Source organism: Rhodococcus sp. CX (assembly GCF_015865005.1).
In the GTDB taxonomy this organism is placed as follows: domain Bacteria; phylum Actinomycetota; class Actinomycetes; order Mycobacteriales; family Mycobacteriaceae; genus Rhodococcus.
In genome coordinates this window covers 1-25,816 of the sequence record NZ_JADZGH010000237.1, presented here as the reverse complement: position 1 = coordinate 25,816, position 25,816 = coordinate 1, and the positions used below count along the sequence as shown (strand labels likewise).

23 protein-coding genes are annotated in these 25,816 nt (G+C 68.9%); 13 read left to right on the top strand and 10 right to left on the bottom strand.

Translation table 11 applies throughout. From position 1 onward, the window contains the following. Positions 1-413: 413 nt before the first annotated feature. Positions 414-785, top strand: coding sequence for a polynucleotide kinase (locus I0Q12_RS26435; RefSeq protein ID WP_231611489.1), 372 nt, complete (start codon positions 414-416; stop codon positions 783-785). Here I0Q12_RS26435 and I0Q12_RS26430 read toward each other — a convergent pair. Genes I0Q12_RS26430 through I0Q12_RS26415 form a run of 4 tightly spaced genes read right to left on the bottom strand, consistent with a single transcriptional unit; the run spans position 761 to position 5,635 of the window. After that, positions 761-2,212 carry an FGGY-family carbohydrate kinase gene (locus I0Q12_RS26430; RefSeq protein WP_307846541.1) on the bottom strand — a complete coding sequence of 484 codons (1,452 nt, stop codon included), beginning with the start codon at positions 2,210-2,212 and terminating at the stop codon, positions 761-763. The two genes, I0Q12_RS26435 and I0Q12_RS26430, sit on opposite strands and share 25 nt — an antisense overlap. Continuing rightward, entirely contained in the window at positions 2,209-3,141 is a 933-nt protein-coding gene (locus I0Q12_RS26425; protein WP_197256245.1) for a carbohydrate kinase, read from the bottom strand. The genes I0Q12_RS26430 and I0Q12_RS26425 overlap by 4 nt, the downstream gene beginning before the upstream one ends. After that, positions 3,138-4,610: a mannitol dehydrogenase family protein gene (locus I0Q12_RS26420; protein WP_197256252.1), complete on the bottom strand. Its 1,473-nt coding sequence runs from the start codon at positions 4,608-4,610 to the stop codon at positions 3,138-3,140. The genes I0Q12_RS26425 and I0Q12_RS26420 overlap by 4 nt, the downstream gene beginning before the upstream one ends. 5 nt (positions 4,611-4,615) lie before the next feature. Further along, the gene (locus tag I0Q12_RS26415; RefSeq protein ID WP_197256250.1) at positions 4,616-5,635 is read right to left on the bottom strand and encodes an NAD(P)-dependent alcohol dehydrogenase; all 1,020 of its coding nucleotides are present in this window, start codon (positions 5,633-5,635) and stop codon (positions 4,616-4,618) included. 108 nt (positions 5,636-5,743) lie between these two features. Here I0Q12_RS26415 and I0Q12_RS26410 point away from each other — a divergent pair, with 108 nt between their 5' ends. The 6 genes from I0Q12_RS26410 to I0Q12_RS26385 are packed head-to-tail and all read left to right on the top strand — an operon-like array spanning position 5,744 to position 12,973. After that, positions 5,744-6,811 carry a sugar-binding transcriptional regulator gene (locus I0Q12_RS26410; protein ID WP_248675005.1) on the top strand — a complete coding sequence of 356 codons (1,068 nt, stop codon included), beginning with the start codon at positions 5,744-5,746 and terminating at the stop codon, positions 6,809-6,811. Between the two features lie 50 nt (positions 6,812-6,861). Beyond that, positions 6,862-8,217: a sugar ABC transporter substrate-binding protein gene (locus I0Q12_RS26405; protein WP_197256243.1), complete on the top strand. Its 1,356-nt coding sequence runs from the start codon at positions 6,862-6,864 to the stop codon at positions 8,215-8,217. Continuing rightward, the gene (locus I0Q12_RS26400) at positions 8,214-9,179 is read left to right on the top strand and encodes a carbohydrate ABC transporter permease (RefSeq protein ID WP_197256242.1); all 966 of its coding nucleotides are present in this window, start codon (positions 8,214-8,216) and stop codon (positions 9,177-9,179) included. The genes I0Q12_RS26405 and I0Q12_RS26400 overlap by 4 nt, the downstream gene beginning before the upstream one ends. Further along, on the top strand, positions 9,176-10,066 hold the full coding sequence (locus tag I0Q12_RS26395) for a carbohydrate ABC transporter permease (protein ID WP_197256241.1): 891 nt from the start codon (positions 9,176-9,178) through the stop codon (positions 10,064-10,066). The genes I0Q12_RS26400 and I0Q12_RS26395 overlap by 4 nt, the downstream gene beginning before the upstream one ends. 33 nt (positions 10,067-10,099) lie before the next feature. Then, entirely contained in the window at positions 10,100-11,179 is a 1,080-nt protein-coding gene (locus tag I0Q12_RS26390) for an ABC transporter ATP-binding protein (RefSeq protein ID WP_197256240.1), read from the top strand. Between the two features lie 51 nt (positions 11,180-11,230). Beyond that, the gene (locus I0Q12_RS26385) at positions 11,231-12,973 is read left to right on the top strand and encodes an alpha/beta-hydrolase family protein (protein ID WP_197256239.1); all 1,743 of its coding nucleotides are present in this window, start codon (positions 11,231-11,233) and stop codon (positions 12,971-12,973) included. 55 nt (positions 12,974-13,028) lie between these two features. Here the strand turns inward: I0Q12_RS26385 and I0Q12_RS26380 are convergent, their stop codons facing one another. The 5 genes from I0Q12_RS26380 to I0Q12_RS26360 all read right to left on the bottom strand — a co-directional run bounded on the left by I0Q12_RS26380 (position 13,029) and on the right by I0Q12_RS26360 (position 17,741). Beyond that, complete coding sequence (locus I0Q12_RS26380; RefSeq protein WP_197256237.1) at positions 13,029-13,526, bottom strand: DUF2505 domain-containing protein; 498 nt, start codon at positions 13,524-13,526, stop codon at positions 13,029-13,031. A 93-nt stretch (positions 13,527-13,619) separates the two neighbouring features. Further along, on the bottom strand, positions 13,620-14,666 hold the full coding sequence (locus tag I0Q12_RS26375; RefSeq protein ID WP_248675006.1) for an alpha/beta hydrolase: 1,047 nt from the start codon (positions 14,664-14,666) through the stop codon (positions 13,620-13,622). A gap of 86 nt (positions 14,667-14,752) precedes the next feature. After that, positions 14,753-16,135, bottom strand: coding sequence for an NAD(P)-binding protein (locus I0Q12_RS26370; RefSeq protein WP_197256235.1), 1,383 nt, complete (start codon positions 16,133-16,135; stop codon positions 14,753-14,755). An 80-nt stretch (positions 16,136-16,215) separates the two neighbouring features. Next, positions 16,216-16,779 (bottom strand): LppP/LprE family lipoprotein, encoded by a 564-nt coding sequence (locus tag I0Q12_RS26365; protein WP_231611488.1) that lies wholly within the window; start codon positions 16,777-16,779, stop codon positions 16,216-16,218. Between the two features lie 110 nt (positions 16,780-16,889). Further along, positions 16,890-17,741 carry a universal stress protein gene (locus I0Q12_RS26360; protein WP_197256231.1) on the bottom strand — a complete coding sequence of 284 codons (852 nt, stop codon included), beginning with the start codon at positions 17,739-17,741 and terminating at the stop codon, positions 16,890-16,892. 84 nt (positions 17,742-17,825) lie between these two features. On the opposite strand from I0Q12_RS26360, the gene I0Q12_RS26355 reads away from it, so the two are divergent. The 6 genes from I0Q12_RS26355 to I0Q12_RS26330 all read left to right on the top strand — a co-directional run bounded on the left by I0Q12_RS26355 (position 17,826) and on the right by I0Q12_RS26330 (position 25,270). Then, positions 17,826-19,070 (top strand): serine hydrolase, encoded by a 1,245-nt coding sequence (locus I0Q12_RS26355; RefSeq protein WP_197256229.1) that lies wholly within the window; start codon positions 17,826-17,828, stop codon positions 19,068-19,070. A gap of 106 nt (positions 19,071-19,176) precedes the next feature. Beyond that, positions 19,177-20,577: a wax ester/triacylglycerol synthase family O-acyltransferase gene (locus I0Q12_RS26350; RefSeq protein WP_197256227.1), complete on the top strand. Its 1,401-nt coding sequence runs from the start codon at positions 19,177-19,179 to the stop codon at positions 20,575-20,577. A 400-nt stretch (positions 20,578-20,977) separates the two neighbouring features. After that, the gene (locus tag I0Q12_RS26345; RefSeq protein WP_197256225.1) at positions 20,978-22,150 is read left to right on the top strand and encodes an LLM class flavin-dependent oxidoreductase; all 1,173 of its coding nucleotides are present in this window, start codon (positions 20,978-20,980) and stop codon (positions 22,148-22,150) included. After that, complete coding sequence (locus I0Q12_RS26340) at positions 22,147-23,361, top strand: SfnB family sulfur acquisition oxidoreductase (RefSeq protein ID WP_197256223.1); 1,215 nt, start codon at positions 22,147-22,149, stop codon at positions 23,359-23,361. The genes I0Q12_RS26345 and I0Q12_RS26340 overlap by 4 nt, the downstream gene beginning before the upstream one ends. A 313-nt stretch (positions 23,362-23,674) precedes the next feature. Continuing rightward, positions 23,675-24,793 carry a dimethylsulfone monooxygenase SfnG gene (gene sfnG, locus I0Q12_RS26335; protein ID WP_197256221.1) on the top strand — a complete coding sequence of 373 codons (1,119 nt, stop codon included), beginning with the start codon at positions 23,675-23,677 and terminating at the stop codon, positions 24,791-24,793. Between the two features lie 180 nt (positions 24,794-24,973). Then, positions 24,974-25,270, top strand: a complete 297-nt coding sequence (locus tag I0Q12_RS26330) for a hypothetical protein (protein ID WP_197256219.1) — start codon at positions 24,974-24,976, stop codon at positions 25,268-25,270. Positions 25,271-25,316: 46 nt separating this feature from the next. Here the strand turns inward: I0Q12_RS26330 and I0Q12_RS26325 are convergent, their stop codons facing one another. Further along, a complete protein-coding gene (locus tag I0Q12_RS26325; protein WP_197256217.1) occupies positions 25,317-25,700 on the bottom strand; it encodes a VOC family protein in 384 nt (127 codons plus the stop codon). Positions 25,701-25,816 lie beyond the last annotated feature (116 nt).

The window sequence follows — 25,816 nt, the reverse complement described above, 5'->3', positions numbered from 1 at the left end:
GTGTCCTCGGTGAGGAAGGGCACCACCTCCCAGCCGGGCCGGACGTTGATCGCGTACAGCATCGCGGCATCGATCAGCACCGCCACGACGTAACCCACGCGGCGAGCCGCGGCCGACCTGCTGCGATCGGATGTTTCGGATGTCGCGCCCACCGAACCCCCTACCGCACCCACCGAACCCCCTACCCGGACACCACCTGGGACGTCCCGCCGTTATCCCACAGTGCGCCTCCGTTCCACCGAAGGCAACAGGTGGTATCCACGGTCGTGACCAGGAAGACCCGACACCGAGAGCACCCGGCGAGGAAACGGCATCGTCCTCCGAGCGGGGCGGCTCCGCCACCGGCGCGGTACGTCGAGGATCCGACGCTGCCCCCGGCCTGGCTCGTCGACATCGACGGCACTCTCGCGCACATGAGCGACCGCAGTCCCTATCACTGGCACCGGGTGGGTGAGGACACCGTCTCCCCCGCCGTCGAGGCCGCGGTCAGAGCGTTCGCCGCCGCGCCCGACGGGTTCGCCGTCGTGCTGCTCTCGGGCCGCGACGGCGTCTGCCGTCCCGAGACCGAGGAGTGGCTCGCCCGGCACGAGATCCCGTACGACGAGCTGTACATGCGCGCGGCCGGTGACAATCGCAAGGATTCGATCGTCAAGGCCGAGTTGTTCGACGCCCACATCCGGCACCGCTACCGCATCGTCGCGGTCCTCGACGATCGCGATCAGGTGGTGCGCATGTGGCGGCGGATGGGCCTGGTGTGTTTTCAGGTCGCCGAGGGCAACTTCTGAACCGGCGCACCGTCGGTCAGGTCTCGCACCTGCGCGTAGCGCTCCCGCACGTGCGGAGTCGGGTCGGCTTCGAAACGCCGGACCGCACCCGGCTCCCCGACCGGAGGCTCGTCACCGCCGCGCAGCGTCCAGGCGGCCTGCCGCGCCGCGCCGCGCGCGACGTACTCACCCGGTTCGGGGACGTCGACGGGCATACCGAGGACGGCGGGGGCGAGTTCACACAGTGCCCGCGAGCGGGCTCCACCCCCGATCAGCAGCACCCGGCGCACGTGCGTGCCCTGCGCGACGATGTGGTCGATGCCCTCGGCGAGCGAGCAGAGCAGACCTTCGACGGCGGCACGCGCGAGATGCGCCGGGGTCGCGGTGGCCAGGTTCAGTCCGTGCAGGGCGCCGGTGGCGTCGGGCCGGTTCGGGGTCCGCTCCCCCTCGAGGTACGGGACCAGCACCAGGCCGCCGCTGCCCGGTGGGGCCGACAGTGCCAGGCGGGAGAGTTCGGCGTGGTCGACGCCGAGCATCGTCGCCGTGGCGTCGAGAACTCGGGCACCGTTGAGCGTGCACACCAACGGCAGGTGCCGCCCGGTCGCATCGGCGAAGCCCGCGACGTAACCGTCGGCGTCCCGCGCGGGTGTCGGCGAGACGGCGGACACCACCCCCGAGGTGCCGATCGAGACGACGACGTCGCCCTCACGGACATCGAGCGCCAGGGCCGCGGCGGCGTTGTCACCGGCGCCCGGGCCGAGTACCGCGCCCGACGGGGTCCGCCCCACTTGCTCGGCCGGCCCGGCGACCCGCGGGAGAACCGGAGGACGGCGGCGCAGCGCCAGTTCGAGCAGATCGCGGCGGTAGGTGTCGGTTGCCGCGTCGAAATATCCGGTGCCGCTGGCGTCGCTACGGTCGGTGACCAGAGCGTCGAGGGTCCGGTCGGTGCGCAGTGTCCAGGTGAGCCAGTCGTGCGGCAGGCACAGGGCAGCGGTGCGCCGTGCGTTGCCGGGTTCGTGGTCGGCGAGCCACCGCGCCTTCGCAACGGTGATCGCGGCGAGCGGAACCACGCCGACGGCGTCGGCCCACGTCGCGACGCCACCCAGTTCATCGACGAGATCCTGTGCAGCAGAAGATGATCGGGTGTCGTTCCACAGCAGCGCATCGCGCACGACGGCACCCTCGACGTCGAGGCACACCATGCCGTGCTGCTGCGCACCGACCGCGACGGCCGCGACGTCGTCGAGCCCCCCGGCCTCGGCACACGCCAGCTCGTAGGCCGACCGCCACGCCACCGGATCCACTTCGGTGCCGGACGGATGCGCCGCGCGGCCCTCGCGCACGACGGCACCGGTCTCGGCGTCGCACACGACGACCTTGCAGGACTGCGTGGAGGAGTCGACTCCGGCGACGAGCACGGACGGGCCGACCCCCTCGACGGGGGTCACGCGACGCCCTCCTGCGCGGCGTCCCGCTCGGCACGGGTGGGCAGGTCGGCTCCGGCACGCGCGACAGTCAGCGCCGACGTCCACGCCGCCGTCCCGAGCACGTCGCGCAGGTCGTCGACCGTGATGGCACGCAACGCGTCCCGCCGGTCGGCACCGAGCAGGCCGCGGGTCCACAGTCCGTCGAGCAGTCCGGCGGTGAACGCATCGCCGGCACCGACGGTATCGGCCACCTCGACCTGTACCGCCGGGACCTCGACGACACCAGCCGCGCACACCGCCACGGCGCCTTCCGCGCCGCGGGTGACGACGACGATCGCCGGTCCGCGCGAGAGCCAGTCGCGTGCGGTGTCGAGTGGGTCGCGGTCGGGCGCGAACCACGCGAGGTCCTCGTCGCTGGCCTTGACGACGTCGGCGAGCGCGACGAGGCGTTCGATGCGGGCCCGGCCCCGGGCGACATCGGAGATCAGCGCCGGCCGGATGTTCGGGTCGAAACTCACCGTGGATGCGCTCGACTGCTGCGCAACCAGTTCCGCGACGAGGTCGCAGCCCGGTTCCAGCACGACGGCGATGGACCCGGTGTGCACGAGGACGGCGTCGACCGTGGGCGGGGGTTCGACGGGATCCCAGGCGATGTCGAATTCGTAGTGGGCGGCGCCTCGGTCGTCGATCGTGGCCTGTGCGGTGGCGGTGCGTTCGGCGGCGGCACTGCCCGGGGTCAGGCTCACGCCGGATCCGGCAAGGTGGTCGATGATGCGGGTGCCCCGCGGATCGTCCGCGACCCGCGTCGTGAACCGCACCGCCCGGCCGAGACGTCCGAGTCCCACCGCGACGTTGAGCGGGCTTCCACCCACGTGTTCGACGGGTTCCTTCCCGTCCCGCTGCACGATGTCGACGAGCGCTTCTCCGACCACCAGCGCGTGCCCGTTCATCGGTGTTCTCCCGCAAGCACTTCCAGCGTGGCCCGTGCACCGTCGCGGTGCAGGGTGTCGAGCGCCCCGGTGTAGGCGTCGACGAACCGGCGGTTGCCGGCGAGATCGCCGAACACCTCGGTGTTCTCGACGAACGCGGTGGGGTGCGACCGTTGCCGGCGCGCGAGGGGAACGAGCGTGTCGGCGAGCCGGTCGACCACCTCGATGGGTTGCCCGTGTTCGTCGACGCCCTCGGCGTAGCGGGCCCACGACGCGACGATGGCGGCGGACAGTCGCACGGGACCTCCCGCGGCCAGGTTCTCCCGAATCACCGGCACCAGCCATTTGGGGATCCGGTCGGACGATTCGGCACACAGCCGGGCGACGGTGTCGCGGATCTCGGGGTTGGCGAATCGTTCGATGAGCGTGCGCTTGTAGTCGTCGAGATCGATACCCGGCACCGGTTTCAGTGTGGGTGTGGCCTCGCGGTCCATGTAGTCGCGGAGGAATCCGGCGATGAGCGGGTCCTGCGCGGCGTCGTGGACGAGCCGGTATCCCATCAGATACCCGAAATAGCCGAGCCCCTGGTGACCGGCGTTGAGCAGGCGCAGTTTCATCAGTTCGTAGGGCGCGACGTCGTCGACGACCTGCACCCCTGCCTTCTCGAAGGGGGGCCGGCCGTCCGCGAAATCCTCCTCGAGGACCCACGCGGCGAACGGTTCGGCGGCGACCGGCCAGCGGTCCTGCACGTCGAAGCGTTCGGACAGCGCCGTCACGACCTCGTCGGTCGTGACGGGGGTGATCCGGTCGACCATCGAGTTCGGAAACCGGACGTTGTCGGAGATCCACTGTGCCAGTTCGGGATCGACGAGCCGGGCGTAGGCGGTGAACACCCGCCGGGCGACGTCGCCGTTGCCTTCGATGTTGTCGCAGGACATCACCGTCGGCGCCCGCAGTCCACGGGCACGCCGACGGGCGAGAGCCTCGGTGACGAGCCCGAACACGGTGGCCGGCGGCTCGCCGGAGTCGAGGTCGCGCCGGACCGCGGGATCGTCGGCGTCGAATTCCCCGGTGTGGTGCCGAATGTTGTAGCCGCCCTCGGTGATGGTCAGCGAGACGATCCGCGTGGTCGGCGCCGCGAGGAGTTCGACGACGGCCTCGGGATCGTCGGGGGCGTAACGGTAGTCGACGATCGATCCGATCACCCGCGGCTCCCATCTGCCGTCCGGGTGCGTGAGGACGAGAGTGTAGAGACCGTCCTGCTCGTCGAGGGCCTCCTGCATCCGGCGGTCGCGCGGCATCACCCCGACGCCGCAGATGCCCCAGTCCTGCGCGAGCCCCTGCTCGAGGAGCCGGTCGACGTACATGGCCTGGTGGGCGCGGTGGAAGCCGCCGACACCGAAGTGCACGATGCCGACGGTGACGTCCTCGCGGCGATAACTCGGTACGGGTACCTGCAGGTGGGGCAGTGTCTGCCGGCTCACGCGCATGGTGGTCATTCCTCTCCGGGCCGATCGGTCACGTCGACGACGGCCTTGATGTTCCCGGGCGTCCGGTCGGATTCGAGCGCCTCGGCGGTCTTGTCGAGCGAGAACCGCGCGGTGACCATGGTGTCGAGATCCACCCGTCCCGACTCGACGAGGGCGAGCGCCGTCGGCCACGTGTTCGCATAGCGGAACACGCCGGTGAGGACGAGTTCGCGGTTCTGAATGATCTGCACCGGAAGCGTCATCGTCTCCGCGCCGGCGCCGACGAGTACGACGGTGCCTCCGGGACGGACCGCCCGGATCCCGGAGTCCACCGCGCTCGGAGCGCCGGAGGCGTCGATGTAGCTGTCCACCTGCAGGCTCGCCGGGTCGTCCACGCGCGGGTCGAGTGCGCGGGTGGCACCGTACGACAGTGCGCTCGTGCGGCGTCGTTCGTCGAGGTCGGTCACCACGATCTCGAGCGCACCGAATGCCCGGGCGACCTGGGCGACGACGATGCCGACCGGTCCGGCCCCGGTGACCAGGACGCGCGATCCGGCCGTGATCCGGGCCTTGCGCACGGCGGCGATGCCGACGGACAGCGGTTCGCACAGGGCCGCGGCGTCGTCCGAGACGGCCGCCGGCACGGGGTGCGCGAAGGCGGCGCCGATGGTGACGTACTCGCACAGCGCCCCGTCGACGGGCGGGGTGGCGAAGAACCGCATGTGCGGGCACAGGTTGTAGTCGCCGCGCCGGGTCTCCTCGGTGAGCGGATCGGGGCGTTGCGGTTCGATCGACACCCGCTCTCCGATCCGGTGCGCGGGCACACCCTTGCCCACGGCGACGACGACCCCGGCGGCTTCGTGCCCCAGGACGAGGGGGCCGGTGACGACGAACTCGCCGATTCGCCCTTCCCGGTAGTAGTGCGTGTCCGATCCGCACACCCCGACCGTGGTGACCCGGACGAGGACGTCCCCGGGGTCGGGAGCGGGTACGGGTCGCTCCTGCATCTCGATTCGGCCCGATTCCACGAGAACCGCGGCGCGCATGGTTCGGGGGATCGAAGCGACGACTGTTGTGTAGGTCACACTGCGATGCTAGCGTAGTGAGCAAATGAACGCACCTATGAGCAAATGCTCACAAGTCAAGGAGAGCGTGTGACCACGCCCGGCACGACCACCACCGCAGAGAAGGACACCTCGGCGACACCCGAGGACCTGCGCCTCGCCGTGCGCGCCGCGACGCTCTACTACCTCGACGGACTCACCCAGGCCGAGGTCGCGCAACGCCTCGGGGTCTCCCGGCCCACCGCGGGCCGCCTGGTGGCCCGGGCCCGAGCCCAGGGAATCGTCCGCATCGAGGTCGCCGTGCCGCCGTCCCTGCGCGACGACCTGCACGCCGACCTCGAACGCGCCCTCGAGGAGCGGTACGGCCTCACCGAGGCCGTGGTGGTCGGCGCCCGCGTCGACGACACCGGCCCGGTCGAGGACTCCGCGAGCTTCGCCGCACTCGGGCGTGCCGCCGCAGCTCTGCTCACCCGCCGCATCCGCCCGACCGATACCCTCGGGTTCACGTGGGGACCGGAAACCGTCGCCGTCGCGCAGGCCCTGCCCTCCGGTGTCGCCGCATGCGCGCGGATCGTCCAGCTCGACGGCTCGGCCTCCGCGAGCACCTACCAGACGGGCACCGAGTTCGTCCTCGGCCGGTGCGCGGAACAGCTCCGGGCACAACCGCTTCGGCTTCCCACTCCCCTCTACGCCGACGCGGCGACCGTGGCGTCGATGCGCGCCGACTCGCTCATCTCCCGCACCCTGGAAATCGGCCGCAGCGCCGACATGATGATCTACGGGGTCGGCGCCGTCTCCACGGCCACCACCCTGTTCGAGGGCAGTTTCCTCGACACCACCGTGCTCGACGAACTCGACAGCCTCGGCGCCGTCGGGGAGATCGGCGGCCGGTTCTTCCACACCGACGGCACCCCCGTCCGCGGCGACCTCGAGGCACGTACGATGTCCGTTCCGCTCGAAGATGTAAGAGACTGCACCACAACGATTCTCGTCACCGGAGGGCAATCGAAGCACCGCGCCGTCCTCGGCGCGCTCCGCGGTGGGCTCGCCACGATGCTCGTGTGCGACATCGCCTGCGCCCAGTACCTGCTCGGTACGGATCGGGCACCCGAGACCGCCTCCGTGCACGACGAGGCAGCACCCTTCGCCGACGGATGAACAGCACCCGTCGCCGACGGACGAACAGCACCGAAACGAGGTAGTCCATCGTGCCTACAGCAAGAAGATCCACCCGCGCGGCCGTCGCGGGCGCCGCAACCCTGTGCCTCGCGCTCAGCGGGTGCGCCGGCGCCGGATCCCTCGGCACATCCGGCCGGACCGTCACCATCGCGATGGTGTCGAACTCCCAGATGCAGGACGCACAGCAACTCGCGTCGCAGTTCGAAGCCGAGAATCCCGAGATCGACCTGAAATTCGTCACCCTCTCCGAGAACCAGGCCCGCGCCAAGATCACCGCCTCCACGGCGATGGGCGGGGGCGAGTTCGACGTCGTGATGATCAGCAACTACGAGACGCCCCAGTGGGCGGAGTATGGGTGGCTGACGAACCTGTCGCCGTACATCGAGCAGACCGAGGGCTACGACGCGGACGACATCATCCCCTCGCTGCGGGAAGCACTGTCGTACGAAGGCGATCTGTATTCGGTGCCGTTCTACGGCGAATCGTCGTTCCTCATGTACCGCAAGGATCTGTTCGAGGAAGCCGGAATCACGCTGTCCGATCCCCCGACCTGGACCGAGGTCGCCGACGCCGCCGCGCGACTCGACAGCCCGGACGTGAACGGGATCTGTCTACGCGGCAAGCCCGGCTGGGGCGAACTGCTCGCGCCGCTCGACACCGTCGTCAACACGTTCGGCGGCCGGTGGTTCGACGAGAACTGGAACGCGCAGCTGAACAGTCCCGAGTTCCGCGAGGCCGTGCAGTTCTACGTCGATCTCGTCCGCGAGTACGGCCAGCCCGGCGCTGCCACGAGCGGATTCAGCGAGTGCGCAACGCAACTCGCCCAGGGCCGGGTCGCCATGTGGTACGACTCGACGTCCGCGGTGTCGACGCTCGAGGATCCCGCGTCGAGCAACGTCGTGGGGAAGATCGGGTACGCGGCGGCTCCGGTGCGGGAGAAGGACCCCTCCGGCTGGTTGTACACGTGGTCGCTCGGCATCCCCGCGAGCAGTGAACACACCGACGACGCGTGGAAGTTCATCTCGTGGATGACCGACCGGGACTACCTGCGCACCGTCGGCGAGCAACTCGGCTGGGAACGGGTTCCGCCGGGCAGCCGGTTGTCGACCTACGAGATTCCCGAATACGCCGAGGCCGCAGCGGCCTACGGTCCGATCACCCTCGAATCCATCGAGACCGCCGATCAGAAGAACCCCACGGTCGACCCCGTTCCCTACACGGGCATCCAGTTCGTGGCCATCCCCGAGTTCCAGGATCTCGGCACCCGGGTCAGCCAGCAGATCAGCGCGGCCATCGCCGGACGTCAGACGGTCGACGAGGCACTCGAGCAAGCACAGAAGTACGCCGAGGCCGTCGGCGAGACCTATCGGGAGGCGTCGTCATGACCGCACCTGCAGCGCAGCGTCCGACACCGGACACGACCGAGCGCATCCGTTCGCTCCGGGACTCCAAGGAGGAGAGGGTCTCGCGGGCCGAGGGCTGGCGCCGGCGCGGTCCTCTGCTCCCGGCCCTGATCTTCACGATCGTGGTCACCCAGGTTCCGTTCCTGTTCACCCTGTACTACTCGACGCAGTCGTGGAACCTCGTCCGCCCCGGCTCCCGCCGGTTCGTCGGCCTCCAGAACTACGTCGACGTCTTCCAGGACAGCCAGTTCTGGCAGGTGGCGATCAACACCGTCGTCCTCATCGTCGGCACGGTGCTGGTCTCGGTAATCCTCGGCCTGATGCTCGCCCTGCTGCTGGACCGGGCCTTCCTCGGGCGCGGCATCGCCCGGACGCTGCTGATCACACCGTTCCTCGTCACCCCGGTGGCCGCCGCCCTGGTGTGGAAGACGGCGATGTTCGATCCCGTCTTCGGCATCGTCAACTTCGTGCTCTCGCCGTTCGGTGTCGGCGAGGTCGACTGGATCAGCCGCTTCCCGTTGCCCGCGGTCATGATCGCGCTGATCTGGCAGTGGACGCCGTTCATGATGCTGCTCATCCTCGCCGGCCTGCAGTCGATGCCCCGCGACATCCTCGAGGCGGGCCGGGTCGACGGGGCCGGGGCCTTCGCCCTGTTCCGTGAACTGACGCTGCCGCACCTGCGCCGGTTCATCGAACTCGGCACCGTACTCGGCGCGATCTACCTGGTCAACACGTTCGACGCGATCTACATGATGACCCAGGGCGGTCCCGGCACAGCCAGCGCCAACCTGCCGTTCTACATCTACCAGCGCGCATTCCTGGGCTTCGACATCGGTCAGGCCGCCGCCATGGGCGTGGTGGTCGTCGTCGGCACCATCGTCGTCGCGACCTTCGCCCTGCGCCTGATCTTCACATCGTTCACCGGCAGGGAGGAGGCGGCATGAGCACCACCGTCACGACGCCGCAGGCATCGGACACCGCGGCACCGACCGGCCGCGTCGCCCGGACCGCGCGCAAGCGCAAGAACCGCCGGATGAATCCGTGGGGAGTCGTTGCCTGGATCGCGGCCATCGGCTTCTTCTTCCCCGTCTTCTGGATGGTGCTCACCGCCTTCAAGCAGGAGGCCGACGCCTACTCCGCCCCGCCGAAGTTCTTCTTCTCCCCCACCCTGGACCAGTTCCGCGGAGTGTTCGAGACCGGAGTCGGAACGAGCCTGCTCAACTCGGCGTTCGCCACGATCGTCTCCACGATCCTGGTTCTGCTGCTGGGCATTCCGGCGGCGTTCGCGCTGTCGCTGCGCCCGGTGCGCAAGACCAAGGACGTGCTGTTCTTCTTCATCAGCACCAAGATGCTGCCGATCGTCGCCGCGATCATCCCGCTGTACGTGATCGTCGCCGAGGTCGGTCTGCTCGACAACATCTGGGCCCTGATCGTCCTCTACACGGCGATGAACCTGCCCATCGCGGTGTGGATGATGCGCTCGTTCTTCCTCGAGGTTCCGGGCGAACTCCTGGAAGCGGCGAGCATGGACGGCGCGAGCCTGTGGACCGCGGTGCGGGAGCTGATCCTGCCCCTGGTCTCCCCCGGCATCGCCGCGACCGCCCTGATCTGCGTGATCTTCTCGTGGAACGAATTCTTCTTCGCGGTCAACCTCACTGCCGTTCAGGCACAGACGATTCCGGTCTTCCTCGTCGGCTTCATCACCGGTGAGGGCCTGTACTGGGCGCGGCTGTCCGCCGCGGCGACGATGGCGGCACTTCCGGTCGTCCTCGCCGGTTGGCTCGCCCAGAACAAGCTCGTACGCGGCCTGTCGTTCGGCGCCATCAAGTAGACCCGAACCTCTTTACCAGCAAGGACTTCCATCATGGCTGACATCACCTACGCCAACGCCTCGTGCATCTACGAGAACTCCGACACGTTCGCGGTCGACTCGCTGAACCTCGACATCGAGGACGGTGAATTCGTGGTCCTGGTCGGACCGTCCGGCTCCGGCAAGAGCACGGCGCTGCGGATGCTCGCCGGACTCGAGGACATCGACGAGGGATCGATCTCGATCGGCGGTAAGGACATGACCGGAGTGCCGTCGAAGGACCGGGACATCGCGATGGTCTTCCAGAACTACGCGCTGTATCCGAACAAGACGGTCGCCGAGAACATGGGCTTCGCACTCAAGATGCGCGGCGTGAGCGCCGACGAGCGTCGCCGCAAGGTCGAGGAGGCCGCGAAGATCCTCGATCTCACCGACTACCTCGACCGCAAGCCGGCCAAGCTCTCGGGCGGGCAGCGTCAGCGGGTCGCGATGGGACGCGCGATCGTGCGTGAACCGCAGGTGTTCTGCATGGACGAGCCGCTGTCGAATCTCGACGCGAAGCTGCGCGTGCAGACCCGCACGGAGATCGCGGCGCTGCAGCGACGCCTGGGCACCACCACCGTGTACGTCACCCACGACCAGGTGGAGGCGATGACGATGGGCGATCGCGTGGCCGTGTTGAAGAAGGGGGTGCTGCAGCAGTTCTCCAGCCCCACCGAGCTCTACGACCGTCCCGCCAACGCCTTCGTCGCCGGTTTCATCGGCTCCCCCTCGATGAACCTGCTCACGGCGCGGGTCGCCGACAACGGCGTCGTCGTCGGCAGCACCGTCGTCCCCGTCGAGCGGCAGCGGATCGCCAAGCTGCGCGCGGCCGGCATCGAAGAGGTCACCGCCGGTATCCGGCCGGAGGACTTCGAGATCGCCGACGAGGGCGTCGAGGCCGTCGTCGAGCTCGTCGAGGAACTCGGCAGCGAGTCGTATCTGTATACGCGGATTCCCGGCAGCGGGAACCAGGTGGTCGCGCGGGCGCTGACCCGAACCCCCGCCCGACTCGCCGACACCGTGCACCTGCGCAAGCGCGAAGGCACGGTGCACCTGTTCGACGTCGAGACCGGCGAACGGGTGGGCGACTGACGGCGCTCCGTCGCGACGGCGCGAAGCACCCGCGCAGGTTAGTGTCGGCGGGTGAACGCCCCACGAACCCCCGACGCGCCGGGCACGGACGCGCCCGGCACAGACGACACGCGCGCTCATCCCGTGACGGTCCTCGGACTGGATTTCGTCGGGCTCGTCGTCGGCCTGTTGTTCTTCGCGTGGAGCCTGAGCCCGTCCCTGATCCCCCGGGACTGGTTGTATCAGGGGTTGATCAGCGGCATCACCGCCGTGACCGGCTACGGCATCGGCGTGCTGATCGCCTACCCGGCACGACGGTGGATCGTGCCGCACCTGACATGGTGGCGCCGCCGCCACACGGTCCGGCAGATCACCCAGGCCGTGGTGGCGGTGCTCGTCGTCGCACTGGTGGTCGCGGCGCTGCTCGTCGCCGCCGATCGGCAGAACGAGATCGAAGCCCTCATGGGCATGGACGCAACCTCCTCGTTCGCGTATCTGCGCACCGGTCTCGTCGTCGCCGCCGTCTTCGCCGTGGTGCTGCTGATCGCCCGGGGCCTGCGCCGCCTCGCCGACGCGTTCGCGCGGTTTCTCGGTGCGCGCCTGCACATTCCGGTTCCGATCGCCCACGTGGTCGCCCCGGTCCTGCTGGCCGTCCTCGTCGTCGTGTTCGTCGACCAGGTACTGCTGGCCGGCAGTTCCAAGGCCGCGAACCTGGTCTTCTCCGGCGACAACAACAGCACCGATCCCGGCGACACGCAGCCGGTGGAACCCGAGCGGTCCGGCAGCCCGATGTCGACGGCCCCCTGGGACACCCTCGGCCGGCAGGGTCGCTCGTTCGTCGACGGCGGCGCACGGGCCGCCGAACTGACCGCGATCAACGGCCTTCCGGCGCGTGAACCGATCCGCGTGTACGCGGGGCTGGAATCGGCGCCGGACACCGCCGCCCAGGTCGACCTGGTGCTCGACGAACTCGACCGCACCGGGGCGTGGGATCGGCAGGTGCTCGTGGTCTCCGCGACCACCGGCACCGGCTGGGTCAATCCCGTCGCGGCGGATTCGATCGAGCTGATGTACAACGGGGACACCGCGATCGCCGCGATCCAGTATTCGTATCTGCCGAGCTGGATTTCGTTCCTCACCGACGGGTCCGCGGCAGCTTCCGCGGGCGAGGCGCTGATCGACGGGGTGCAGGAGCGGTGGTCGCAGCTGCCGGAGGATGCGCGTCCCCGGCTGCTCGTCTACGGAGAGAGCCTCGGGTCGCAGTCCGCGGAGGCCGCGTTCGACGACATCGCGGACCTGCGCTCGTCCGTCGACGGGGCGTTGTTCGTGGGACCACCGAATTCGAACACCCTGTGGCGTTCGCTGGTGGACGGGCGCGATCCCGGCAGCACCGAGGTGTTGCCCACCTACCACGGTGGTCTCGAGGTCCGGTTCGCCGACAGCGTGGAAGCGCTGGAACCGAACGGGCAGCCGTGGCTCGACCCGCGGGTCCTGTATCTGCAGCACGCGTCCGATCCGGTCGTGTGGTGGGGCCCGGACCTGCTGTTCACCCGCCCCGACTGGCTCTCCGAACCGCCCGGCCCGGACCGGGTTCCGTCGATGCGCTGGTATCCGATCGTCACGTTCTGGCAGGTGGCCGGCGATGTCATGCGCGGCACCTCACCACCGGTCGGGCACGGGCACAACTACGAGGATCTGATCCCGTACGGCTGGGCCGCGATCGCGCCTCCCGACGGGTGGACCACCGCCGACACCGAGCGGGTCGCGAAGGTGGTCGAAGCCACGGCACTCGAGGACTCGGTGCCGGTCGGCTGAGAAGCTCGGGGCGCCGCCGGACCGCACGCGCGGTCCCGCGACGCCCCTCGACGAATCAGTTTCCGGAGAGGATCTCGTTCAGAGCGTTGCCGTCACCGGAGACGATGGCCTCGACCATCTGCAGGACCAGACCCTCGATCTGGCCACCGACGACCGGAACCTTGACGGTGACCTGGCCGCGGACCTCGAGGACCGCACCGCCGTCGCGAGCGCGCAGCTCGGAGCGCCCCTCGATCGACACCGGGAAGCTGGACGAGCCACCGGTCAGCGTGCCCTGTGCGGCACCGCCCTCGAGCGGGCCCCACTCGTCGGTCCGCTGCATCACCAGCGGTCCGCGCAGAATGCCGCGGACCACAGCCGGAAGTCCCGAGGTGTCGGTCTCGTCGGTGAGCGTGACCTTGACCGTGCCGGGACCTGCCGGGGAAGCGATTTCCACTGAGCCGGTCGTGCTTCCGCCCAGGCGGCCCTTCCAGTACTCCTCGCTGATCAGGGCGGCGTGGACCCGCTCCACGTCGTGGTCGATATCGGCGCTGAAAGAAAATTCTTTGGACATGGGCGCAAACAATAGCGTCCTCCGCGGGGGTCGCCTACAGCGCTCCCGGCAAAGCCGACGACGCCCTGCCGCGGGCCCGTCCGGCCCGGAGAATCAGGCGCCCGGGTGCTCCGATTCGGTCACTTTGCGGGCGAACTCGATGGTCCGCTCGAGGGCGATCCGAGCGTCTTCGAGCGAGAGATCGAACTGGTACTCGTGGCCCAGTTCCGGCTCGTGGTCCTCGGGATAGAACAGGGCGTCGACGGTGACACCGAGGTCGGTGAGCTTCGCAGCCAACGGTTTCGACTGGGTGTTCGTCAGGGGATCGCCGTTGCCGCCGGTGATGTAGGTGGCGGGGAACTCGCCGGTGACCCACCGCAGCGTGGACATCTGCGCGGCCGCCTCCGAGGAGCGGAAGTCCCGGGCCCCCGTGTAGGCCCACAAAGCCTGCTTCACACCCCACCCGATCAGGCCGCCGCTGCCGCCCATCGCGGGAACGTCGTAGATTCCGCAGTTGAGCACCACGCCGCGCAGCCGCTCCGGGGTCAGCGCCGGAGTGATCCCGATCGCGGCGGCATAGGCCGGGTCGGTGACCGCCGCGGCGAGCTGCGCCGACAACTGTGCGCCCGCGGAATCACCCGCCAGGACGATGCGATCCGGGTCGATGTGCAGTTCGTCCGCGTGCTCGACCAGGTAGGCGTGCGCGTCGTTGAGCTGGTGCACGGGCGTCGGGTAGCGATGTTCGGGGGCGAGCGAGTAGCCGAGCGAGACCACGGTGAACCCGGCGTCCGCGAGCCGCCGGTAGTAACCGGCATAGTTCGTCCGGTCCCCGGACAGCCACGCGCCGCCGTGCGTCCACACGATCGTCGGCAGCGCGGTCGTCGTTCCGGTCGGGGTGTAGACGTCGAGATACGCGTCGGGGTCGCCGGCGCGATACGGCACGTCGGCGACGAGATCGGTGACCGGGGCCCCGACCTCGAGTTTCGCGGTCTGGTCACGGGCACCACGTTCGAACAGCACGCGGACCAGAAGCGCCCCGGGCGTCGGCGTCAGGGCGAAGGACGCGGCGATGATCGCGAGCACCACGACGATCACTGCCAGAACCCACCGCAGGACGTGCCGACGCGGGCGAACTCGAGGGGTGGGGCTGGTCGTCGTCACTCGTTCTCCTGCCGTGGGTCGGGCCCGGTCTGCCCGCCGGGACCGTCCCGTTCGAGCCCGTCGATCATCGCAAACCGCGGCTCGTTCTACGGGACCATCGCGCGCAGTGTCGCGAGCGCGGGACGGACGTTCGCGAGGTACCGGGCCATCGCGTCCTGCACCTTCGGCCGGTCGAAATGCTGCCGCAGCCCTCGGGCCGTGTTGAGACGGGCGCGTTCGAGCCACTCCGCGATGTCCGGTTCCTTCGACCACATCCGGTCGGCGGACATCTCGACGAGCAGACCCCGCGCCCAGTCGAGCGGAACGTCGGGCAACCGGTTCGTCGGGCACAGCCGGTTCTTCTCGTCGAGGGGACGGCCGGTCGACTCCACGAACCCGACCATCGCGGCGTTGAACGGGACGAGCCCCGACCGGACGGGCTGCAGCGTGATCCGGCCGGGCGCGAAGATCGGCACGGCCGGTGCCGGATTCAGGCCGCGGGCGGCGCAGTGCACGTGCACCGCGTCCGGCACGGTCGCGACCGTGCCGCCGTCGAGGTGGATCTCCCGGCCGTCGAGGCGTCGTACATGCCCGAGCCGCACCACATCCCGGATCTGCCGCAGCATCTTCAACTCGGCGGTGCTCATCGTCGGCGCCTTGTACATCGAGGGTGTGACGCGGTCGTCGACCCGGAACAGCTGTTCGCTTGCCTCGAGCCGGGCGAACAGGTCGTCCGGCGAGGTCGCGTGCGCCGCCGATTCCAGTTGCCGCGCGATGCCTTCGATCAGATCGTCCACCAGTTCGCCGCCCTGCGCGAAGAACCGGTTCCGCAGCCACGCCTCCCGCGGCTTGATCCACCGGATCGCGTCCGGGTCGACACCGGTCTGCAGCAGCCACAGGCACGCGTCGATCGCGGTCTTGCCGGCACCGATCACGACGTAGCATCCGGCCGGTCCCGCCACGTGCGGCAACTCGCCGACGGGAATGCATTGGGCGTCCGGGGCGACGGCGAACGGCGGCGCAGTGGTCGCCGGGACCGCCGGTTCGAGATAGGTGGCGTCGACCACCGCCTCCCGGACCTTCACCTCGAAACACTCGCCGGACAGGCGCGAGACGAAGCGCTCCCCACCGACGTATTCGCACATCGGGAAGTACCGGACCGCACCGGAATCGAGCAACGACGTGCGCATGACCCGGTCGTAGTATCCGCAGATCTCGGCGGCCCCGGCCTGCTCGTACATGCCGGCGTTCGGCCCGGTCCGATCGATGGTGTCGGCGCCGAGCGGCAGCGAGTTCACCCCGTAGTAGGCCGACGGCTGGTGCAGCCTCACGAACGGGTAGGCATCGTTCCAGTGCCCGCCCGGCGCGTGCCTGCGGTCGACCATCACGACGTCGGCGTCGGAATCGGCGATCAGCGCGTCGGTGAACGCCATCCCGGCGGCGCCGGCGCCCACCACCAGGTAATCGGTGTCGAGGGTGTGGGTGACCATGTTCGTCCCGCTCTCCGTGCTCTCCCACGATCGCACGCGCTCCCGGGCCTGTCACGAGAACGGGCCCGGGAGCGCGCCGGTCACCACACGTCGCAGAAGTTCATCGCGAGGTAGTCGTGGGGCAGACCGCCCTCCGTGATCACGTCCCCTTCCCACCAGCGGAAGGTCTGCGCCGCGAAGCCGGTCGCGGCAGCGTGGATCTCCCCTTCCCGCGGGTAGTGGTATTCGACGTGGATCGAGTCGGCCGTCTCCGCCACGACCGTCGGGTGCAGCGCGCATCCGGTCGCGGTGCCCAGATAGCTACCGCGGTGGAACAACAGCAGATGTGTCGGCGACCAGCCGGTGGCGTCGACGATCCCGACCTGCGCGTAGCTCAGGTCGGTGCAGCGGTTGTAGTTGCCGTTGTACGCGTAGAGCCAGGTCGCGTCCGGAATCTGCTGCGGCGCAGGCATCTCGTCGATCGCCGCGAACACCTCGGGTGCCGCGAGATCGATCTGCGCGTCGCACGACGCGTCCTCGCGGAACAGCGGCGCCGGGAACGCGTCCCGCGCCGGAACGGCAGCCTGCGCATTCCCCACCGCAGTGCAGGCCACCACGATCGCGGCCGCGCTGCTCAGCAACGCGGCCGTGGTCTTCCCCCTCAATTCCCCATCCCTTCGTCGGATGCGCTCGCGTGTCGAGCACAGAGCGGGTATCGAACCCCGACGGGATTTCGTAACACCGCGGCCCGCACCCGGATCCGCGGCCGGGATTCCTATCTCGCGGGCGGACAGATCACCACGGGACATCCGCTGCGCTGCAGCACATCGCGGCCGACCGACCCGATCACCGCGCCGGCGAACCGGCCGCGGCCGTGACTGCCGACGCAGATCAGCTGGGCATCGGCGGCGTGCCCGAGCAGCGCGTCGGCCGGATCGCCCTCGACGGACACTTCGACGACGGGCACCTGCGGAAACCGCTCCCGGGCAGCGGCCAGGGCCTCCGGCGGCACGCCGCGGGACGGCTCGGTCACCCCCGGCAGCGAGAACCACGCGTGTACCGCCACCACGGAGGTCCCGAACAGTGCGGCCAGCTCGAACGCCACCAGCGCGACGCTCGCGCCGCGCGGTCCCGGTTCGATACCGACGACGACCGGACGCTCGTCGTCGGGAAGGCGGCCCGGCTGTCCCCGCCAGCTCGCGACCGGGCAGGAGGCACGTCGCACCAGGTCCTGCGCCGTGGACCGGCGCAGCAGTGCTTCGAGTGCGCCGCTGCCGCTTCCGCTGTGCCCCAGCACGACCAGGTGGGCGCCTGCGCTCGCGGCGGCCAGTGCCGTGGTGACCGGCCCGGATTCGACCCGGCCCTCGACCTCCAGCCGCGGAAAATACGCGCGCACGACGGTGACGACGTCGGTGACGATCGCTTCCGCTGCGCGATATTGCTCCTCGGCCAACGGTTCCCGGCCACCCACCTCGGGCGCGGTACTCGGGCGGCGCCGCTCCGGCAGGACGTACACGACGTGGAGTCCGCATCGCCGACGCGCCGCGACCGCCGCCGCCCATTTCGCGGCATCGGTGGCGGACCGCGATCCGTCGACTCCGACCACCATCACGCCGTTTTCGGCCATGTGCACCGCCCGTTCACGGTTCCCGGAAGGTTCGACGGGACGAGAATACCGGCAGTGTCGCGGCGGACCTGACAGACTGCCGATATGTCGATCGGGTGGAGGGTTCTCGCGCTGTTCTGCGCGTTCGGGATACTGGCTGCGTGTTCGTCGTCGAACGGGTTGCAGGACACGGCGCGGACACCCGCCGGCGTCGAGAGCGCCGACCCCGCGCAGGCCGACGCGATCATGCGGATCGTCGAGCAGGCGATGGCGGACCGTCACCTGCGGGCGGTGATCGTCCGGGTCACCGAGGACGGCGAGGAGATCGTCACGCGCGCGGTCGGCGAGTCGATGACCGGGGTGCCCGCGACCCCGGACATGCACTTCCGCAACGGCGCCGTCGCGATCTCGTACATCTCGACGGTGCTGCTGCAGCTGGTCGACGAGGGCACGGTGACGCTCGACGACCGGGTGTCCCGGTGGCTGCCGGACATCCCGCACACCGACCGCGTCACGCTCGGCCAGCTCGCGCAGATGACCTCGGGCTACCCGGATTACGTCATCGGCAACGACGAGTTCGCGAACGCGATCTACGCCGATCCGTTCCGGTCGTGGACACCCGAGGAGCTTCTCTCGTATGCGACGTCGAAACCGTTGCTGTACGAGCCCGGCACCAACTGGAACTACGCGCACACCAACTACGTGATCCTCGGCCTGGCTCTCGAGAAGATCACCGGTAAGACCGTCGAAACGCTTGTGCAGGAACGGATCCTGGACCCACTGCAACTCGACGACACCCAGGCGACGCAGACCCCGGCGATCCCGGATCCCGTGCTGCACGCGTTCAGTTCGGAGCGCCGCCAGTTCCTGGGTATTCCTCCCACCACTCCGTTCTACGAGGAGACCAGCTTCTGGGATCCGTCGTGGACGATCACGAACGGCGCCGTCCAGACCAGCAACATCTACGACCTCCACGACACCGCGGTCGCGGTGGGCACCGGCCGGTTGCTCTCCCCCGAGTCGCACCGAGCGATGGTCTCGACCGATCTGCGCGGCAGGACACACGCACAACCCGGCTGCGCGACGTGCGCCGAACAGACCGAGGGCTACACGTACGGGCTGGGCGTCGTGATCTCCGGCGACTGGCTGCTGCAGAACCCGCTGTTCGCCGGGTACTCGGCGGTCGAGGCGTATCTGCCGGACCGGAAGATCGCGATCGCGGTCGCGGCGACCTACGGTCCGGAAGCGTTCGCCGACACCGGCGCATACTCGAATCAGGCCCAGGCCCTGTTCCGGGAGATCGGTGCACAGATCGCGCCGGACCACGCCCCACCGGCGCCGCCCGGGTAGGCGGCGCGTGCGACACACCGCCTGCGCAGCGAGCCGTTCGGTTGCCGACGTGCGAAGCTGCGGCGGGGAGTCCTGACACGGGGCCACAGGCGGGGGAGGTAGTGCGATGGCGGCAATGGACGCGATGGGTGCCTTGATGATGACGGCCGAGGAGCTGTCGAATCCGATGCACATTTCTGCGCTGATCGTCCTGGCACCGCCCGAGGGTGCCGGGTCTGCCTTCGTCGACGAGATCCACCGCGCGTGCCGTGTCGACGCGGACCTCCTCGACCCGCGGCTGCGCCGTCGTCCGCACCGCGGCGTCGACACGGGCGGGGCGTGGACCTGGCGCGACGCCGACCCGGACATGAGCGAGCACGTGTTCCGGAGGACGCTGCCGGCCGGTTCGGGCCGGGAGGCACTGTGGTCGTTCGTCGGTGACGTGCACGCCGAGCCGCTCGATCGGTCGCGGCCCATGTGGCAGGTGCACGTGATCGACGGTTTCGACGGCGATCGGATCGGATTGCTCGTCAAGGTGCACCATTCGGTTGTCGACGGCATCGGCGGCATCCGGATGATCGAGTCCTGGGTGTGCGACGATCCGGACCGCCGTGGCATGCAGTTGTTCACCGCAGAGCCCTCCCGGGAACGGGATTCGAGTGCCGGCACCCGGTTCCCGGGGCCGCTCGCACTGGCCCGCTCGACTGTCGAGGCCGCGGCGGCAGGCGCGGACTTCGCGGTACGACTCGGCAAGGGTGGATTCCTGAACGTCTTCAAGGCGTTGACCGGAGGCAGCGCGACCCTGCCGTTCTCGGCGCCCGACACCAGGTTCAACGGCAGGCTCGCGCCCGCGCGCTCCGTCGCCGGGGCCGAGATCTCCCGTGCCCGCGTCCGCGCGGTCGCCAAGGAAACGGGCACCACCACCAACGACGTCCTGACCGCCGTCGTCGCCGGTGTCCTGCGGTACTGGCTGCTCGCCCACGACGAACTTCCCGACGAATCCCTGGTCGCGATCTGCCCGATCACGGTCCGGCCCCGCGACGCCGCCGCGGACGACGCCGCCGCCAATGCGTTCGGTGTCGCGCTGTGCACGCTCGGCACCGAACTGGACGATCCGGCGCAGCGGCTCGCCACCGTTCATCGGTCCATGTCGGAGGCGAAAGAGCAGGTCGCCGATCTCGGGTCGGGAGCGTCGCTGGCCGTGGCCCTGCCCGCCATCGCGCCGACGGTGCTGCTCCCCCAGATTCCGTTCGCGCCGACTCCGCGGCCGGCGTTCAACCTGGCGTTGTCGAACGTGCCGGGTCCGCCCACCGACCGGTACTGGAACGGCGCCCACCTCGAGGCGATCTACCCGGTCTCCACGGTGTACGACGGTCTCGCCCTCAACATCACCGTGTGCTCGTACGACGACAAGCTCGACATCGGGTACGTCGCGGGGCGAGAACAACTTCCCGACATCGAGACGCTCATCCCGCTCACGGAACGGGCGCTGTCGGATCTCGAAGCGACGGTGGGGATCACGCGGTAGTCGGAGACACTCCGATCGTATACGGACGTGATCGTAATCGAATTCCGCTGCGGTAAAGACGAATACGCAGCCGCGATATCCCGGGGAGGTCGCCAGATCCCGCATCCACGACACCTGCGCGACGAGCCGGTCCCGCGGATTCGGGTTCTCGCGAGCGACTCTTGCCGAAGCCACCGCGGCGCACGGCCGCGGGCTGCGCGTCGGCGGCGTGGTCGAGATCGAACTCGGCGCCGACCACGACGCGAACGGCACCTCGGTCCACGAGTGCGGAGAACTCGCCACTCGGCAGGGCCTGTCACCGAATCGGGACCGCACAAGAAACCCGAGCGGCATCCAGGGTTGCAATCACGCTGATTGTAATCCTCGACAGCGCGACGATCGGCCCCTACCGTTCACGATCATGTCTTTAGCGTTCCACTGGTTTCTTCCCACCTACGGCGACAGCCGCTCGATCGTCGGAGGTGGTCACGGCACTCCAGCAGGGAAAGCCGGTGGCGACCGGCGAGCGAGCATCGGCTACCTGTCGTCGATCGCCCGAGCTGCGGAAGAGTTCGGTTTCACCGGAGCGCTCACCCCCACCGGAGCCTGGTGCGAGGACGCATTCCTCACCACGGCGATGGTCGCCCGCGAATCCGAGAAGCTCGCGTTCCTCGTCGCGTTCCGACCCGGCCTGATCAGCCCCACCCTGGCGGCACAGATGGCCGCCACGTTCTCGTTGCACGCCCCCGGCCGCATCCTGCTCAACGTCGTCACCGGCGGCGAAGCCCATGAACAGCGTGCCTACGGCGACCACCTCGGCAAGGACGATCGCTACGCCCGCGCCGACGAATTCCTCTCCATCGTCCGGCGACTGTGGGCCGGCGAAACCGTGACCCACCACGGACAGCACATCAATGTCGACGAGGCGGCGCTCGCGACGCTTCCGAGCCCGGTTCCCCCGCTCTACTTCGGCGGATCGTCGCCGGCCGCGGGCCCGGTCGCCGCCGAGCACTCCGATGTGTACCTCACCTGGGGCGAACCGCCCGCCGCCGTCGCCCAGAAGATCGGCTGGATCCGCGATCTCGCCGCCGCCCGTGGCCGCACCGTCCGCTTCGGGATCCGGCTGCACGTCATCACCCGCGACACCGCGGAGGAGGCGTGGGCGCAGGCCGACAAGCTCGTCGCGGCCCTGGGTCCCGATGCGGTCGCCACCGCCCAGGCCGGCCTGGCCCGCAGCGAATCCGAGGGGCAGCGCCGCATGCTGGCCCTGCACGAGGCCAACCGGCGCAGCGGCGACTGGCGCGACGCCCGCAATCTCGAGGTGGCACCGAACCTGTGGGCCGGTGTCGGGCTCGTGCGCGGCGGCGCAGGCACCGCGCTGGTCGGCAGCCACACCGAGGTCGCCGACCGCATCGCCGAATACGCCGCCCTCGGCATCGACGAATTCGTGCTGTCGGGATACCCGCACCTCGAAGAGCTGTACTGGTTCGGCGAGGGTGTGTTGTCCGTGCTGCGCGAACGCGGACTGTTCACCGGTGGCATCGACACCACCGGAACCGGGAACGTGCCGTTCCTCGCGGTGGCGTCGAGGTGACCGCCGCACCGACCGCGGTCCGCATCACGAGCATCGACGACGCACTCGAAGTCGCCGCGCAACTGTCCGAAGAGTTCGCCGGCGATGCCGCCCGACGCGACGCCGAGCGGGAACTGCCGCACGCACAGATTCGGCAACTGGCGGCGTCCGGGTTGCTCGCGGTGACGGTGCCGCGCGCATACGGCGGTCTCGATGTGCCGTTCGAGGTGGTTGCGGAGATCTTCCGTCTGCTCGCGGCGGGCGATCCGAGCATCGGCCAGATCCCGCAGTCGCACTTCACGTTCCTCGAGGCACTGCGCACCCAAGGCAGCCCCGACCAGCAACGCTTCTTCTACGGCGAGGTGCTCTCCGGCGCGCTCCTGGCGAACGCGCAGAGCGAACGCGGACCGCATCCGATCAACGTCGACACCACGGTGCTGACCCGGATCGGCGAAGACTACGTCCTGTCGGGCCGCAAGTTCTACAGCACCGGCGCATTGTTCGCCGACTGGATCATGGTGCGCGCCAGCCTCTTCGAAGGGCCCGGCACCCCGGATGCAAGCACACCGAAGGCGGTGGCGTTCGTTCCGCGCGACACCGAGGGGCTCACGATCGTCGACGACTGGGACGGGATGGGTCAGCGCACCACGGCCAGCGGCACCGTCACACTCGACCACGTGGTGGTGCCCGCGTCGTCGGTGGTGCCCTACTCTCCTGTCTTCGCCGGTCCGAACACCTACGGCTCGCAAGCCCAGCTCGTACACACAGCGATCGACGTGGGCATCGCAACCGGAGCGCTCCGCGAGGCGGTCGTCCAGGCAGGACGAGCCCGCCCACATTTCGAGGCGAATGTCGCTCGGGCCACGGACGATCCGCTCCTGGTTCAGATTGCCGGTGAAGTGACGGTGACGGTGCGGGCCGCGCAGGCGCTGCTGTCGGTGGCGGCCCGCGCGGTCGATGCCGCGCGCGCCGACACGACCGACGAATCCACGGCAATCGCATCGATCGAGGTCGCGACCGCGAAGGTCGCGGCCGCCCGGGCGGCCGTCGAGGCCGCGAATGTGTTGTTCGAGCTCGGCGGTACCCGCAGTGCGTCGGGTGCGGCGAATCTGTCCCGCTACTGGCGCGACGCGCGCACCCACACGCTGCACGACGCGACGCGATGGAAACTCCAGCACATCGGCCGCTGGACCCTCGACCGCACGCCCCCGCCCAGGCACGGGGTGATCTGAGCGCACGAAGTGGTCATTCGAGCAGTGCGGGAACGGCCGGGACGGAATTGTTTCGTCCCGGCCGTTCCCGTCTCCATAATGCCGCCGCACATTGCCGACGGCTCCTGCCTCGACAACGATGCGCTCCCTGACACGCCTCGGTATGCGACTGCGCAACTCCATGCGGCCGTCTCGTGATTTCACCATGCCCGGCGGCAGTCTGGCCGGGCGGCGTTTTCCGACACCGACGGGGACGATCTGCCAGGTACAGAGTTCGAATCCCGAGAATTTTTATTATTGGAAGTGACACAGAACAACGATTGAATCGTTACCCATGTCAACCGAACGCATTGCCGACCGGACCACGTTCGCCTACTGGGTGCCCAATGTCAGTGGAGGTCTGGTCACCTCGGACATCGAGCAGCGAACCAGCTGGGACTACGACTACAACGTCAAGCTTGCTCGCACCGCCGAGAACAACGGTTTCGAGTACGCCCTGAGCCAGGTGCGTTACGAGGCCAGCTACGGCGCCGAGTTCCAGCACGAGTCGACAAGTTTCAGCCTGGCGTTGTTGCTGGCCACCGAGCGGTTGAAAGTCATCGCCGCCGTCCACCCGGGACTGTGGCAGCCTGCGGTGCTGGCCAAGCTCGGCGCCACTGCCGATCAGCTTTCCGGCGGCCGGTTCGCCGTGAACGTCGTCAGCGGCTGGTTCAAGGACGAGTTCACCCACATGGGTGAGCCGTGGCTCGAGCATGACGAGCGCTACCGGCGCAGCGCCGAGTTCCTGCAGGTGCTCCGGAAGATCTGGACCGAGGACGACGTCGATTTCCGCGGCGACTTCTACCGAATCCACGACTTCACACTGAAGCCGAAGCCCGCGAACACGCCCGAGCGACCCAACCCCGAACTCTTCCAGGGCGGCAACTCCACCGCGGCGATCGCGAACGGCGGACGCTACGCCGACTGGTACTTCAGCAACGGCAAGGACTACGACGGCATCACCGCGCAGATCGACGAGTTGCGCGATGTCGCCCGTGCCCACAAGCGCGAAGTCAAGGTCGGGCTGAACGGGTTCGTCATCGCCCGCGACACCGAGAAGGAAGCGCGGGACACCCTCCGCGAGATCGTGGAGAAGGCGAACCGGCCCGCGGTCGAGGGTTTCCGCGCTGCTGTGAAGCATGCCGGCTCGTCCACCTCGGACAAGAAGGGCATGTGGTCGGACTCGACGTTCGAGGACCTCGTCCAGTACAACGACGGCTTCCGGACCCAGCTGATCGGGACACCGGAGCAGGTCGCGCACCGCATCGTCGAATACCGTCGTCGCGGCGTCGACCTCATCCTCGCCGGGTTCCTGCACTTCCAGGAGGAGGTCGAGTACTTCGGCGAGAAGGTCCTGCCGCTGGTTCGGGAAATCGAAGCCTCCGAGAGCACGGTCGAACTCGCAACCGTCTGAGCCCCTCGTTCCGGGCGTCGACAGCGATGCGCTGTCGGCGCCCGGCCGTGTTCCCCGGTCGATCAGCTCGCGTGACCTGTGAGACGCGACAGCGGGTGTGTCGTACCCCACTTCTGTGTAACAAGAGCGATAGCGTCACACGATAGAGAGGTCACACGCAGAGTTAGCAGGGGGTTCCCAGTGACTACAACCCAGAGGCGCCTGTTGTTCGTCGGTCATCCCGACGAGGCCGAGATCTCCCAGTGGACGTCCGTGCGAGATCTGGCCTCGCAGCAGGGGTGGGAGACCACCCGGCGGTTCACGCCGGATCTGATCACGTGCGCGATCGCGACCGACGACGTGCTGGGTGGCGTCTGCACCCCCACGGAGGCGTCGACCCTGCGTGCCGTGACCGCGTCGTCGATCCCCTGCATGCGCGCCGGGGACGCACTCGTTCAGCTCTTCGCTCGCGGCGACGTCGCGGACGCGACCGCCTGACCGGCAGCCTCGTCCGGCGAACGTCGGCGTGCAGGCAACGCGGGTATCAGTTCTCGCGCGCGGTCTCCCAAAGCCCCATGAGGTTGCCCTCGGAGTCCTTGAAGTACGCCGCGAAACCCATCGTGCCCACGGGTGTACGGGGCGAGACGGTCTTCCCACCCAGTGATTCGATCTTTTCGAGTGCCTGATCGATGTTGTCGACGTCGATGGTGACGACCGGTGCAGCGGCTTCCCCTCGCTGCATCATGCCGCCGCCGATGTAGCCGGGTTCGGACGACATTCCGGTCTCGTCTGTCGGACCGGTGACGACGATCGTGTAGTCCATCTCGGGCATCTCGTTGATCTGCCACCCGAATGCTTCCCGATAGAAGCTGCGGGCGCGGTCACCGTCGTCGAACGGGATCTCGAAGTGCACAACTTTGCCGGACATGGCTGGTGCCTCCTTCTTGTGGGCCGCCGGAGGTGCGGCTCGTTCCACGGTAGGACGAACGGTTGCGGTTCGTCACCGGTCACCGTGGAGATCGGCGGGGTCGACGAGTTCGACCG

Excerpts from the sequence above, each read along its gene's own strand:
- I0Q12_RS26435 (WP_231611489.1), top strand. The coding sequence starts at position 414 with ATGAGCGACCGCAGTCCCTATCACTGGCACCGGGTGGGTGAGGACACC.
- I0Q12_RS26425 (WP_197256245.1), bottom strand. The coding sequence starts at position 3,141 with ATGAACGGGCACGCGCTGGTGGTCGGAGAAGCGCTCGTCGACATCGTG.
- I0Q12_RS26420 (WP_197256252.1), bottom strand. The coding sequence starts at position 4,610 with ATGCGCGTGAGCCGGCAGACACTGCCCCACCTGCAGGTACCCGTACCG.
- I0Q12_RS26415 (WP_197256250.1), bottom strand. The coding sequence starts at position 5,635 with ATGCGCGCCGCGGTTCTCGTGGAATCGGGCCGAATCGAGATGCAGGAG.
- I0Q12_RS26400 (WP_197256242.1), top strand. The coding sequence starts at position 8,214 with ATGACCGCACCTGCAGCGCAGCGTCCGACACCGGACACGACCGAGCGC.
- I0Q12_RS26395 (WP_197256241.1), top strand. The coding sequence starts at position 9,176 with ATGAGCACCACCGTCACGACGCCGCAGGCATCGGACACCGCGGCACCG.
- I0Q12_RS26390 (WP_197256240.1), top strand. The coding sequence starts at position 10,100 with ATGGCTGACATCACCTACGCCAACGCCTCGTGCATCTACGAGAACTCC.
- I0Q12_RS26380 (WP_197256237.1), bottom strand. The coding sequence starts at position 13,526 with ATGTCCAAAGAATTTTCTTTCAGCGCCGATATCGACCACGACGTGGAG.
- I0Q12_RS26370 (WP_197256235.1), bottom strand. The coding sequence starts at position 16,135 with ATGGTCACCCACACCCTCGACACCGATTACCTGGTGGTGGGCGCCGGC.
- I0Q12_RS26360 (WP_197256231.1), bottom strand. The coding sequence starts at position 17,741 with ATGGCCGAAAACGGCGTGATGGTGGTCGGAGTCGACGGATCGCGGTCC.
- I0Q12_RS26355 (WP_197256229.1), top strand. The coding sequence starts at position 17,826 with ATGTCGATCGGGTGGAGGGTTCTCGCGCTGTTCTGCGCGTTCGGGATA.
- I0Q12_RS26350 (WP_197256227.1), top strand. The coding sequence starts at position 19,177 with ATGGCGGCAATGGACGCGATGGGTGCCTTGATGATGACGGCCGAGGAG.
- I0Q12_RS26345 (WP_197256225.1), top strand. The coding sequence starts at position 20,978 with ATGTCTTTAGCGTTCCACTGGTTTCTTCCCACCTACGGCGACAGCCGC.
- sfnG (WP_197256221.1), top strand. The coding sequence starts at position 23,675 with ATGTCAACCGAACGCATTGCCGACCGGACCACGTTCGCCTACTGGGTG.
- I0Q12_RS26325 (WP_197256217.1), bottom strand. The coding sequence starts at position 25,700 with ATGTCCGGCAAAGTTGTGCACTTCGAGATCCCGTTCGACGACGGTGAC.